Here is an 11,758-nt window from a genome sequence, read left to right on the forward strand (position 1 = left end):
TTCCTCACCACCAAAGGATGTTCACCATGAAGCTCCGCAAGGTCACCGCCGCCTCGGCCGTCCTCCTCGCCCTCTCCGTGTCCGCCACCGCGTGCGGCGGCGACAAGAAGGACGACAACGGCTCCTCCGGCGGTGGCAGGAAGATCGCCATCGGTATCAAGTTCGACCAGCCGGGCATCGGCCAGAAGACCCCGCAGGGTTACGCGGGCTTCGACGTCGACGTGGCCACCTACGTCGCCAAGAAGCTCGGTTACGGCGCGAACCAGATCGAGTGGAAGGAGTCGAAGAGCGCGGACCGCGAGACCATGCTCAAGCGCGGTGACGTCGACTTCATCGCCGCCTCCTACTCCATCACGCCCGAGCGCCAGAAGCTGGTCGACTTCGCCGGCCCGTACCTGCTGGCCCACCAGGACGTGCTGGTCCGCGCGGACGACAAGAGCATCAAGACGCCGGCCGACCTCAACAAGAAGAAGCTGTGTTCGGTCACCGGTTCCACCTCGGCGACGAACGTCAAGGAGAAGCTCGCCCCCAAGGCGCAGCTCCAGCAGTACCCGACGTACTCCGCGTGCCTGACCGGTCTGCAGAACAAGGTGATCGACGCCCTGACCACCGATGACTCGATCCTCGCCGGTTACGCCTCCCAGCCTCAGTTCAAGGGCAAGTTCAAGCTGGGCGGCCTGAAGATGACCAATGAGAACTACGGCATCGGCGTCAAGAAGGGCAGCGACCTCAAGGCGAAGATCAACAAGGCGCTGGAGCAGATGGTCTCCGACGGCTCCTGGGAATCGGCCGTGAAGAAGAACTTCGGTCCGGCCGGCTACAAGAACGAGCCCGCGCCGAAGATCGGCGACGTCAAGAGCTGAGGCAACGCCCGGGGAACGCGCCGTCCGTGAGGGCGGCGCGTCCGGGCATCCCTACACGCGGAAGCGCGGGAGATCGTGTTCGACTTTCTTGAGGGTTACGACGTACTGGGAGCCTTCTGGACGACGGTACAGCTGGCATTGCTGTCCGCCGTGGGCTCCCTGGTCTGGGGCACCCTGCTGGCCGCCATGCGGGTGGGCCCGGTGCCGCTGATGCGCGGTTTCGGCGCCGCCTACGTGAACATCGTGCGGAACATCCCGCTCACGGTGATCATTCTGTTCTCCTCGCTCGGCCTCTACTCGACGTTGGGCGTCAGCCTCGGTACCCACGACACCGACACGCTGAACTTCCGGCTGGCCGTGCTGGGTCTGACCCTCTACACGTCGGCCTTCGTGTGCGAGGCGATCCGGTCAGGCATCAACACCGTGCCGGTCGGCCAGGCGGAGGCCGCGCGGGCCATCGGCCTGAACTTCAGCCAGGTGCTGTTCCTGGTCGTGCTGCCGCAGGCCTTCAGGGCGGCCGTCGGCCCGTTGACCAACGTACTGATCGCCTTGACGAAGAACACGACGGTGGCGGCGGCGATCGGTGTGGCCGAGGCGGCGACCCTGATGAAGGAAATGCTCGACAAGGAGGCGCTGCTGCTTCAGATCTCCGCGGTCATCGCCTTCGGATTCTGCTGCCTGACGCTGCCGACCGGTCTGATCCTCGGCTGGGTGGGCAAGAAGGTGGCGGTGAAGCGATGACCTCGGTCCTGTACGACGCCCAGGGGCCGCGCGCCAAGCGGCGCAACATCCTGTACACGGCGCTCTTCATGGTCGTGCTCGCGGCCGTCGTCTGGTGGGCGTACCTCGCCCTCGACGACAAGCACCAGTTGGACTGGGCGCTGTGGAAGCCGTTCTTCAGCTCCGAGGCCTACACGACGTACATCTGGCCCGGCCTGCGGAACACCCTGACGGCGGCCGCCCTTGCGATGGTCATCGCGCTGCCGCTGGGAGCCGTCTTCGGCATCGCCCGGCTCTCGGACCATGTGTGGGTGCGGGTCCCGGCCACGATCGTGGTCGAGTTCTTCCGCGCGATCCCCGTGCTGATCCTGATGATCTTCGGCAACGAGCTGTACAGCCAGTACACCGACGTGAGTTCCGACGACCGTCCGATGTACGCGGTCGTCACCGGCCTGGTGCTGTACAACGCGTCCGTTCTCGCCGAGATCGTCCGCGCGGGCATCCTCACCCTGCCGAAGGGCCAGTCCGAGGCGGCCATGGCGATCGGCCTGCGCAAGAACCAGGTGATGCGGCTTGTCCTGCTGCCGCAGGCGGTCACCGCGATGCTGCCGGCGATCGTCAGCCAGCTGGTGGTCATCGTGAAGGACACCGCGCTCGGCGGCGCCGTCCTCACCTTCCCCGAACTGCTTTCCGCGGCGAACACGATGAGCGGCTACTACGGTGCCAACACCATCGCCTCCTTCACGGTGGTCTCCCTGATCTTCGTGATCATCAACTTCTCGCTGACCTCGTTCGCGAGCTGGCTGGAGGGCCGGCTGCGACGCCGCAAGAAGTCGACCGGCGCGGTGCTCGGCGCCCAGGACGTGGCGGACGTCGCGGGCACCACGGGGACGGGAATCGCGGCTTGACGCCCGATCAGACCTGAATGCACCACCCGGAGGCAGTGGCGTGATCGCCACTGCCTCCGGTCGCTTGACGCAAACTCTGCCAATGGGTTGCATACCTCGTGTGATCGTGCACCCCGCTCCACCTTCCTGTTCACTCGTCTCCGTCAGGGCATCGTCACGGGCAGGGGGCGCCGCGTCATGGACCCGGTGATCGTCGTCGGAGCGGGTCCCGTCGGACTCACGCTCGCCCTGCTGCTGGCCCGTCAGGACGTGCCCGCCGTCGTCCTGGACGAGGGTCCCGGCAAGGACGAACCCCGCCCGGCGCGCACCGTCGTCCTGCGCGAGGACACGGCCGCCCTGCTGGAGCGGCTGACCGGGGCGGCGCTCGCGGAGCAGGGCGTGCGCTGGGCCGGATGGCGGTCGCTGCGGCGCAAGCAGGTGATGAGCGAGGTCGACCTCGACGAGGCGGACGCCGCCGCCCCGCTGCACATCGCCCAGCACGTCCTCACCGACGCCCTGCGCGCGGCCCTCGCCGACGAACCACTGGTACGGGTGGCCGTCGACAGCCGCCTGGACGCGATCGAGCAGGAGCCTTCCGGCGTCACCGCGCACACCCGCGGCGCCGGCGGCACCTGGTGGCGGGGCAGTTACCTGGCCGGCTGCGACGGCCCCCGCTCGACCGTGCGCAAGCTCCAGGACATCCGCTTCCCGGGCCGTACGGCGGTGGAACGGCACGCGGTCGCCGCACTCCGCGTCGAACTCCCCTGGGAGGACCGCGCCTTGCTGCACCGGATGCCGCCGTGGCGGCAGTCCGGGCCCCCGGCCGGGGAGGTCACCGCCCGCCCTCTCCCCGACGGGGTCTGGCGCCTGGACTGGCTGCTGCCGCCGGGCAAGGACCTGGTCACCCCGGAGGTCCTGCTGGCCCGGGTCCGCGAGACCCTCGCCGGCTGGTCGGACGGCTCCACGCCGGTGTACGACCTGCTGGACACCGGCGTCCACACCGTGCACCACCGCCTCGCCCGCCGGTGGCGCGCCGGCCGGGTCTTCCTCGCCGGTGACGCGGCACACCTGCTCGGCGCGCTCGGCACACAGGGACTCGACGAGGGCCTCCGGGACGCCGACAACCTCGCCTGGAAGCTGGCGGCGGCCTGGCACCACGGCCTGCACGAGGCCCTGCTGGACAGCTACCAGACCGAGCGGCGCGCGGTGGTCGCCGCCCGGCTGCGCGCCGCCGACCAGGCACTGCCGGTGCTGCGCGGCGGAGGCGGGCTGCGTCACATCGTCCCCGGCGCGGCCCGCACCCATGACGCGCTGCTCGCGGACGGCCACCTGGGGCGCGGGGTGCTGGGCGGCGCCGGGTCGTACGCCGGCTCGCCGCTGGCCCCCGGACGCCTCGATGGGGAGATCACGGTCGACACCCCGCCCGGCACGCCGGTGACGGACGTCCGGGTCACCGCGGAGGACGGGTCCTTCGTACGACTGCGCGACCGGCTGGGCCGTGGTGCGCTGCTCGTCGTCCTCATCGCGCCGGGCACGGGTGTCTGGGACCGCAGGCACTGGATGTCCGCCGGGGTGATGCCCCGGCTGGCGGCGGCCGTCACCGCGCTGCCGCACCCCGCCGAGCTGCTGGTCGCCGAGAGCTACCCGGGTGCGCCGGCGCACAGCGTGCTGCTCGTACGCCCCGACGGTCACCTGGTCACGGCCCTGGGCGGGGTCCGCCCGGCCGACCTGTACGCGGCGGCCGAGGCCGCGCTGGGCGGCGCGGTGCCGGAGGGCGCGGAGGCCGCTTCCGGCGCGCGCTGACCACGCGCCCCGCGCCTCCCGTCCACAGGGTGGGAGTCGGTTGACCGGAGTACGGCGCCGTGCTGTACTCCGGATCGTGACCGACACCTGTGTGCGCCTGTGGCGGAGGGTCCATATGGACCTCGTCCGCTACGCGGGCTGCGTGTGTCGCCCGTCCTGCTGAATTCGCGTTGCTTCCCCTTTTCCGGGCGCCGTCGCGCGCCCGTGTCCGCGAACCTGCTCCAGGACGGTGCACGTGTCTGTCCCCTCCCCCTCCCTGCCCGCCATCGTGTCCGGCACCGCCGGCGTGGCGCCCACCCAGGCCGAACTCCTCGACTTCGTCCGGCGTGCGGCCGCCGACACGGAACTGATCGCCTCCCTGCCGCTCGATCCCGAGGGCCGCACCTGGGTGCGGCTGGAGGGGCCCGGCGGCAGCGAGGCCTGGCTGATCGGCTGGCCGCCGGGCACCGGCACCGGCTGGCACGACCACGCCGACTCGGTCGGCGCGTTCCTCACCGCCTCCGGTGAACTCACCGAACACTCCCTCGCCGCCCGGCTGCCCACCGACGGCTGGCGGACGCTGGAACTCACCGAGGGCGTCGACCGCACCCGGCGGCTGTCCGCCGGGAAGGGACGCGCTTTCGGCCGTCACCATGTGCACGAGGTGCTCAACGAGTCCGGCGACCGACACGCGATCTCCGTCCACGCCTACTACCCGCCGCTGCCCCGCATCCGCCGTTACAGTCGCACCGGCCAGGTGCTGCGCCTGGAACAGGTCGAACGCCCGGAGGACTGGCAGTGAGCGGCACCATCGAGCAGTCGCAGGCGACGGACGTGCCGGGCGGGGCGCCGCTGGGCATCGACGACCTGCTGGAGCGTGTGCGGGCGGGCTACCGGCGCATCGAGGCACGTGAGGCGTACCAGGCGGCGGACGCTGGTGAGGCGCTGCTGGTCGACATCCGGTACGCGGCCCTGCGTGAGCGCGACGGGGTGATCCCGGGTGCCCTCGTCATCGAGCGCAACGAACTGGAGTGGCGCCTCGACCCGCGGGGCAGCCACCGCGTCCCGGAGGCCACCGGGCACGACGTGCGGGTCGTCGTCATCTGCAACGAGGGGTACGCCTCCAGCCTCGCGGCCGCTTCCCTGCACCAGTTGGGCCTGCACCGGGCGACGGACCTGGTGGGCGGCTTCCAGGCCTGGCGCGCGGAGGGACTGCCGGTGGAGCCTGCGCGCATCTGAGCCACGCGTCGGCCGTGCTCGGCCGTACGTCGGCCGTACGTCGGCCGTGGATCATGCACCGACCGGTGAACCTGCGCGCGACGATCGGGGGTTCACTGCGGCTCGGCCCGGCCCGGCCCGTGTATCGGGCCGGCCGGTGCGGTGCCGGACCGTCGCGGGGTCATTTCCGTCGCCGTGGCCACGGTCACCGCCCTCGCCCCCGGAGCAGCGCGCGCCCGGGCACGGCGCCGGCCGCCAGGGCGAGGACAACGGCGACCGCGACGACAACAGTGGGGGCTGCGGGGTCTGCGGGGTCACCGCGTGCGCGCCGCCCGGCCCGTCATGCCGACGCTGGACGCGGTGAACTGCGAGTACGGCGAGTACTGCGGGCACGGCGAGTGCGCTGTCGCTGCCGAGCTCCGTCTTCCGGACCCGCCGGGCGACCGACATGGCGAGCGGGTCGACGACCGCGACGGGCTGGTCAGTGGAGGTCCCCGTCCCCGCCTTCGAGGAACTCCGTGTCCTCGCCCTCTTCCTCCAGGGCCCGGCGGACGATGCGGAGGGCGAGCCCCTCGGAGTAGCCCTTGCGGGCGAGCATGCCGGCGAGCCGCCGGAGCCGTTTGTCCCGGTCGAGGCCGCGGGTGGCGCGCAGTTTGCGGGCGACGAGTTCGCGGGCGGTCGCCTCCTCCTGGTCGGAGTCGAGCTGAGAGACGGCCTCGTCGATCAGCGTCGGGTCGACCCCCTTGGTGCGCAGCTCCCGGGCGAGGGCGCGGCGGGCGAGTCCCCGACCGTGGTGCCGCGACTCCACCCAGGCGTCCGCGAAGGCTCCGTCGTCGATGAGCCCCACCTCCTCGAACCGGGAGAGCACCTCGTCGGCCACCTCGTCCGGGATCTCCCGCTTGCGCAGGGCGTCCGCGAGCTGCTTGCGGGTGCGCGGGGTCCCGGTGAGCAGGCGCAGGCAGATCGCCCGGGCCTGCTCAGCCGGGTCCGCGGAAGACTCCCCCCGCTCGGCCCTCGACGAGGGAAGGGCGTCTTCGTCCTCACGGGGCGCGTCCCCGAAGCCGCGCCGTCGGCCACGTCTGCGCCCGCCACCCCGCGGGCCGTCACCCCGCGGGCCGTCGGCGGCTCCGGAACCGCGGCGGCGCGAGCCGGCCCCGCGAGGCTCGCCGTCCTCGGCCTCCGGGTGGCCGCCGTCTCCGTGGCCGCCGGTGGCGCCGTACCCGGCAGGCCCACCATGGCCGTCGCGTCCGTCGTACTCGCCGTACGCACCGTGCCACCCGGACTCGCCGCGGCCGTCACCCGGATACCCGTCCTCCCGGTATCCGTCGTCCTGGTATCCGCCGCTCCGATATCCGTCGTCACCGTCCGAGGCGGGTGCTCGCCGGTCCCCGATGCCCCTCCCCCGTGGGGTGCCGGGGGAGGCGTACTCGTACTCGGCCCAGTCGGTTCGTCGTGTCACGGGTCGGTCAGCTCTTGGCTGCGGCGGCCTTGGGCTTGGCGGCCTTGGCGGCTGCCGGGGCGGGCACCGTCTTGGTGTCGTCGGCCGCCGCGGTGGTGGCCGCCGCGTCCGCGCCCGGCTCCCCGGCGGGCTTCTCCGGCCGGACGCCCACGCCCAGCTTCTCCTTGATCTTCCTCTCGATCTCGTTGGCCAGGTCGGGGTTGTCCTTCAGGAAGTTGCGCGCGTTCTCCTTGCCCTGGCCGAGCTGGTCGCCCTCGTACGTGTACCAGGCGCCGGCCTTGCGCACGAAGCCGTGCTCCACGCCCATGTCGATCAGGCCGCCCTCGCGGCTGATGCCGTGGCCGTAGAGGATGTCGAACTCGGCCTGCTTGAAGGGCGGCGCGACCTTGTTCTTGACGACCTTGACGCGGGTGCGGTTGCCGACCGCGTCCGTGCCGTCCTTCAGCGTCTCGATCCGCCGGATGTCGAGTCGCACCGAGGCGTAGAACTTCAGCGCCCGGCCACCGGTCGTGGTCTCGGGGGAGCCGAACATCACGCCGATCTTCTCGCGGAGCTGGTTGATGAAGATCGCGGTGGTCTTGGACTGGTTGAGCGCGCTGGTGATCTTGCGGAGGGCCTGGCTCATCAGGCGGGCCTGGAGGCCGACGTGGCTGTCACCCATCTCGCCCTCGATCTCCGCGCGCGGGACCAGCGCCGCGACGGAGTCGATGACGATCAGGTCCAGGGCACCGGAGCGGACCAGCATGTCCACGATCTCCAGGGCCTGCTCGCCGTTGTCCGGCTGGGACAGGATCAGGTTGTCGATGTCGACGCCGAGCTTCTGCGCGTACTCGGGGTCGAGGGCGTGCTCCGCGTCCACGAACGCGACCTGGCCGCCCGCCTTCTGGGCGTTCGCCACCGCGTGCAGGGTCAGGGTCGTCTTGCCGGAGGACTCCGGTCCGTACACCTCGATGACACGGCCACGCGGCAGGCCGCCCACGCCGAGGGCCACGTCCAGCGCGGTCGACCCGGTCGGGATGACCTCGATGGGCTCCTTCGACCGATCGCCCATGCGCATGACCGCGCCCTTGCCGAATTGCCGTTCAATCTGTGCGAGCGCGGCGTCCAGCGCCTTCTCGCGGTCGGTTCCTGCCATGGGTTCCACCCGGTTTGCTTGAGTCGATCGCTTCACGTCAAAGACGCTAACGCCTGCCACTGACAATGCGCCCCGACGCAGGTCCAGCCTGTGGATAACCGAGGGGCATCTGCCCTCGAATCGGGACATACACGCCCGACGAAAGCCTCGCCTGAGCCTCCATATGAATGGATGTTCGATTTTTGTGTCAAGCGCACCACGCGGGCCGGGCAGGGCCGCGGAAGAACGGTGAGCGGCCGGGGACCGCTCCGCTCTACGGCTGCTCCTGCCCGCCGGACCGGAGGGAACGGTCGGGCCGGACGGACCACAGCTGCCGGACACGCGTCAGTGTTCCCGGGCCACCCGGCCGCCGCCGGTGCCCGTGGACCCGGGGGTCGTCCGTGACGGCGTACCGCTTCACGTACGCCCCGAGGAACGCCTGGAGCGTGGCCACCGCCGGGATGGCGATCAGCGCGCCGACCGCACCGAGCAGCGCGGTGCCCGCGATCACCGAGCCGAACGCGACCGCCGGGTGGATGTCCACCGTCTTGGCGGTCAGCTTGGGCTGGAGCATGTAGTTCTCGAACTGCTGGTAGACCACGACGAAGACCAGCACCCACACCGCGTACCAGGGGTTGACGGTGAACGCGATCAGCATCGGCAGCGCGCCCGCCAGGTACGTGCCGATGGTGGGGATGAACTGTGAGACCAGGCCGACCCAGACACCGAGCACCGGCGCGTACGGCACGCCCAGGGCCTCGAGCAGGATGTAGTGCGCGACCCCGGAGATGAGCGCCATGAGGCCGCGCGAGTAGAGGTAGCCGCCCGTCTTGTCGACGGCGATCTCCCACGCGCGCAGCACCTCGGCCTGACGGGCGGGCGGCAGCACGGAGCACAGGGCGCGGCGCAGCCGGGGGCCGTCCGCGGCGAAGTAGAACGAGAACAGGGCGATGGTCAGCAGCTGGAAGAGGCCGCCGAGGACCTGGGCGGACACGTCGAGGACACCGGCCGCGCTGTTCTGCGCGTACTTGCGCAGCCAGTCGGAGTGGAGAAGGCCCTCCTGGACGTCCACCCGTCTGAGTTCCGTGTGGAACGACTTGTTGATCCAGTTGATCAGCGAGTCGAGGTAGTCCGGGAAACCCTCGACCATCTTGATGATCTGGCCGGCCAGCATCGACCCGAGCAGGGTGACGAACCCGGCGACGACGACGGTCAGCCCGAGGAAGACCAGGAAGGTGGCGAGCCCCCTGCGCATCCCGCGGGCCGACATCCGGCTCACCGCCGGTTCTATCGCGAGGGCCAGGAAGAACGCGATCAGGATGTTGATCAACAGCCCGGTCAGCTGGTGGAAGGCCCAGCTGCCCAGCTGGAACGCGGCGATCAGCGCGAGCGCGAGCACCATGGCGCGTGGCAGCCAGCGCGGCATCCGGCCGACCGCGGCGACGGCCCCGGGGACCGGAGCCTGGCCAGGGGGTGCCGTGACCGGTGCCGTGTGCCGGTCGGACGGCCGGGTGGGCTCGGTCGGCTGGGTGGGCTCGGTCGCTTCGTCGCCGTCGGCGGGCGGTGCCAGGGGGTCCTCGTGAGTGGGTGCCACGCGCCAAGTCTCGCCCACGCCGGCGGCAGCCGGTGCCCATGGGCGGCCTTCGTGACAGATCGGTGCCGTACCGCCGCTTCGGTCCGCCTGCGCCGACCCGCGCAACCAGCGCGTTCCAACCGGGCGGTCGGCGTCCGTCAGCGCCTCTCGGCGGGCACGCTCATGACCGCGCAGACCACACGCCACACGTCCTTGGCCTCCCAGCCGGCGTCCAGTGCCTCGTTCACCGTGCGTCCGCCCAGATCCGACATGACGTGATCGCGCGCGAAGGTGTCGGCGTACTCCGCACCGAAGTGTTCCGCCATCCGCTCCCAGAAGACCGTCAACCGCATGACTCCAGTATCCCGCCCCTGAGTGTGGGCCCCGGCCCGGAGTGCGCTGCGAGACCGCTTTCCGCCCTACGGTCTGACCCATGCCCGAAACAGGAGTCCCCCCGCTCCCCTCCACGCCACCGGCGCGCTCCCCGCTCCTCCGCGCCGAGCAGTTCGTGTGGCTCACCGCGCGCGTGCTGGAGCAGCGTCTCTTCGCCCACCACTTCCTGCACGGCAGCCCGGACGCGGTGGAGGTGGCCTTGGACGCCTACCGCAACGACGACGGCGGGTACGGGCACGCGCTGGAACCCGACCTGCGCGGACCGGTCAGTCAGCCCTTGCACACCGCGTACGCCCTACGCGTGCTGGACGCCATCGGGCGGTGCGGCGGGCAGCGGGTGGAGCGGGTGTGCCGCTATCTGACCTCCGTCTCCACCGCGGACGGCGCGCTGCCCGCCGTCCACCCCGGGCAGCGCGGGTATCCGACGGCGCCGTTCGTCCCTGTCGTCGACGACCCGCCCAGCGAGCTGCTGGTCACCGGACCGGTGGTCGGTGTGCTGCACCGCAACTCGGTGTGGCACGCGTGGCTGTTCCGGGCCACCGACTTCTGCTGGCAGGCCGTGGAGTCGCTGGAGAGGTCCCATCCCTACGAGGTGGAGGCCGCCGTGACCTTCCTGGACTCCGCCGCCGACCGCCCGCGCGCGCAGGCCGCCGCCGACCGGCTGGGCCGCCTGATGCGCGAGCAGCGGCTCGCGGCGCTGGACCCCGGCCGTATCGACGCGTTCCCGGTCGCGCCCGGCTACGCCCCGGGTGAGCACCACTTCCCGCACGACTTCGCCCGCAGTCCGGACTCGCTCGCGCGCGCGTGGTTCACCGACGACGAGATGGCGCGCTCCCTGGACCACCTCGCCGCCGAACAGCAGGACGACGGCGGCTGGCCCGTCCGCTGGCGCCGGTGGGCCCCGGCCCCCGCGCTGGAGGCGCGTGCCATGGTGACGATCGAGGCGCTGCGCACCCTACGGGCGCACGGCCGCTTCGTGGGCTGACCGACCCACGCGCCGGCGGATGGCCTGCCGGCCGTCGTGGGGCGCGGGCCCTGGCGAGCGCCGGGTGCCGACCTGGCGGGTGCCAGGTGCCGACCTGGCGGGTGCCAGGTGCCGACCTGGCGGGTGCCAGGTGCCGACCTGGCGGGTGCCAGGTGCCGACCTGGCGGGTGCCGGACGGTGTGTGTCCCGGCCCTGGCGGATGCCAGGCTTGCGGATGCCGACCTGGTGTGTGCCGGATGCCGCGGGCGCTGGCCATGGGGGGCGCTGGGCCGGCGGGTGCTGGACGCCGTGGTCCCGCGGTCTTGGCGGGTGCCGGGCTCGCGGGTGCCGGGCTCGCGGGTGCCGACATGGCAGATGCCGGACGTCGACCCTGGCGGGTGCCGGAAGCCGCAGGCGCTGGCCTGGCGCATGTGGAGCGCGGCGGATGCCGACCTGGTGGGCGCCAGGCGTCGGCCTGGCGGGTGCCGGACGCCGCGAGGGATCGGGATCGGACGGGGTTCGGGCCCCGGATCGGGACCGGGATCGAGGTCAGGACCCGGACGGGACCGAGACCGGAATCAGGATCCGGACCGGGACCGGGACCGGGACAGGGACCGGGACCGGGACAGGGACCGAGATCAGGACCGGCACGAGGGCCGGGCACCGGATCGGGGCCGGGACGCGGATCGGGGCCGGGACGCGGAGATCGCGGAGCGGACCTGTAGCGGGGACCGGGACCGGAGGCCGTGCGACGCGGGAACCGGGACGCCGGAAACGTGATCGTG

The 11,758-nt window shown here is 71.8% G+C and carries 12 protein-coding genes; 8 read left to right on the plus strand and 4 right to left on the minus strand.

Translation table 11 applies throughout. From position 1 onward, the window contains the following. The first annotated feature begins 26 nt into the window (after positions 1-26). The 7 genes from ACIQVT_RS22720 (at position 27) to ACIQVT_RS22750 (ending at position 5,491) form a co-directional block, all read left to right on the plus strand. Positions 27-863, plus strand: coding sequence for a glutamate ABC transporter substrate-binding protein (locus tag ACIQVT_RS22720; RefSeq protein ID WP_403756726.1), 837 nt, complete (start codon positions 27-29; stop codon positions 861-863). Positions 864-938: 75 nt separating this feature from the next. Beyond that, positions 939-1,604 carry an amino acid ABC transporter permease gene (locus tag ACIQVT_RS22725; protein ID WP_403756729.1) on the plus strand — a complete coding sequence of 222 codons (666 nt, stop codon included), beginning with the start codon at positions 939-941 and terminating at the stop codon, positions 1,602-1,604. Beyond that, entirely contained in the window at positions 1,601-2,491 is an 891-nt protein-coding gene (locus ACIQVT_RS22730) for an amino acid ABC transporter permease (protein WP_403756735.1), read from the plus strand. Before ACIQVT_RS22725 ends, ACIQVT_RS22730 begins: the two co-directional genes overlap by 4 nt. A gap of 177 nt (positions 2,492-2,668) precedes the next feature. After that, complete coding sequence (locus ACIQVT_RS22735; RefSeq protein ID WP_403756738.1) at positions 2,669-4,273, plus strand: FAD-dependent monooxygenase; 1,605 nt, start codon at positions 2,669-2,671, stop codon at positions 4,271-4,273. Between the two features lie 91 nt (positions 4,274-4,364). Continuing rightward, positions 4,365-4,436 carry a putative leader peptide gene (locus ACIQVT_RS22740; RefSeq protein ID WP_309544753.1) on the plus strand — a complete coding sequence of 24 codons (72 nt, stop codon included), beginning with the start codon at positions 4,365-4,367 and terminating at the stop codon, positions 4,434-4,436. A 66-nt stretch (positions 4,437-4,502) separates the two neighbouring features. Further along, positions 4,503-5,054, plus strand: a complete 552-nt coding sequence (locus tag ACIQVT_RS22745) for a cysteine dioxygenase (protein WP_403756742.1) — start codon at positions 4,503-4,505, stop codon at positions 5,052-5,054. Continuing rightward, positions 5,051-5,491, plus strand: coding sequence for a rhodanese-like domain-containing protein (locus ACIQVT_RS22750; protein ID WP_403756745.1), 441 nt, complete (start codon positions 5,051-5,053; stop codon positions 5,489-5,491). The genes ACIQVT_RS22745 and ACIQVT_RS22750 overlap by 4 nt, the downstream gene beginning before the upstream one ends. A gap of 460 nt (positions 5,492-5,951) precedes the next feature. On the opposite strand, the gene recX is transcribed toward ACIQVT_RS22750, so the two are convergent. The 4 genes from recX to ACIQVT_RS22770 all read right to left on the minus strand — a co-directional run bounded on the left by recX (position 5,952) and on the right by ACIQVT_RS22770 (position 9,969). Continuing rightward, on the minus strand, positions 5,952-6,929 hold the full coding sequence (recX, locus tag ACIQVT_RS22755; protein WP_403756749.1) for a recombination regulator RecX: 978 nt from the start codon (positions 6,927-6,929) through the stop codon (positions 5,952-5,954). 7 nt (positions 6,930-6,936) lie between these two features. Continuing rightward, the gene (recA, locus tag ACIQVT_RS22760) at positions 6,937-8,064 is read right to left on the minus strand and encodes a recombinase RecA (RefSeq protein ID WP_403756752.1); all 1,128 of its coding nucleotides are present in this window, start codon (positions 8,062-8,064) and stop codon (positions 6,937-6,939) included. Between the two features lie 253 nt (positions 8,065-8,317). Next, a complete protein-coding gene (locus ACIQVT_RS22765; protein WP_403756829.1) occupies positions 8,318-9,469 on the minus strand; it encodes an AI-2E family transporter in 1,152 nt (383 codons plus the stop codon). 305 nt (positions 9,470-9,774) lie between these two features. After that, positions 9,775-9,969 (minus strand): DUF3046 domain-containing protein, encoded by a 195-nt coding sequence (locus tag ACIQVT_RS22770; RefSeq protein ID WP_403756755.1) that lies wholly within the window; start codon positions 9,967-9,969, stop codon positions 9,775-9,777. Between the two features lie 80 nt (positions 9,970-10,049). Between ACIQVT_RS22770 and ACIQVT_RS22775 the strand changes: the two genes are divergently transcribed. Next, positions 10,050-10,994, plus strand: coding sequence for a hypothetical protein (locus tag ACIQVT_RS22775; RefSeq protein ID WP_403756758.1), 945 nt, complete (start codon positions 10,050-10,052; stop codon positions 10,992-10,994). Positions 10,995-11,758 lie beyond the last annotated feature (764 nt).

The sequence above is a fragment of the Streptomyces sp. NPDC100445 genome (assembly GCF_044759735.1).
Classification (GTDB): domain Bacteria; phylum Actinomycetota; class Actinomycetes; order Streptomycetales; family Streptomycetaceae; genus Streptomyces.

Excerpts from the sequence above, each read along its gene's own strand:
- ACIQVT_RS22720 (WP_403756726.1), top strand. The coding sequence starts at position 27 with ATGAAGCTCCGCAAGGTCACCGCCGCCTCGGCCGTCCTCCTCGCCCTC.
- ACIQVT_RS22775 (WP_403756758.1), top strand. The coding sequence starts at position 10,050 with ATGCCCGAAACAGGAGTCCCCCCGCTCCCCTCCACGCCACCGGCGCGC.
- ACIQVT_RS22765 (WP_403756829.1), bottom strand. The coding sequence starts at position 9,469 with ATGCCGCGCTGGCTGCCACGCGCCATGGTGCTCGCGCTCGCGCTGATC.
- ACIQVT_RS22735 (WP_403756738.1), top strand. The coding sequence starts at position 2,669 with ATGGACCCGGTGATCGTCGTCGGAGCGGGTCCCGTCGGACTCACGCTC.
- ACIQVT_RS22730 (WP_403756735.1), top strand. The coding sequence starts at position 1,601 with ATGACCTCGGTCCTGTACGACGCCCAGGGGCCGCGCGCCAAGCGGCGC.
- ACIQVT_RS22770 (WP_403756755.1), bottom strand. The coding sequence starts at position 9,969 with ATGCGGTTGACGGTCTTCTGGGAGCGGATGGCGGAACACTTCGGTGCG.
- recA (WP_403756752.1), bottom strand. The coding sequence starts at position 8,064 with ATGGCAGGAACCGACCGCGAGAAGGCGCTGGACGCCGCGCTCGCACAG.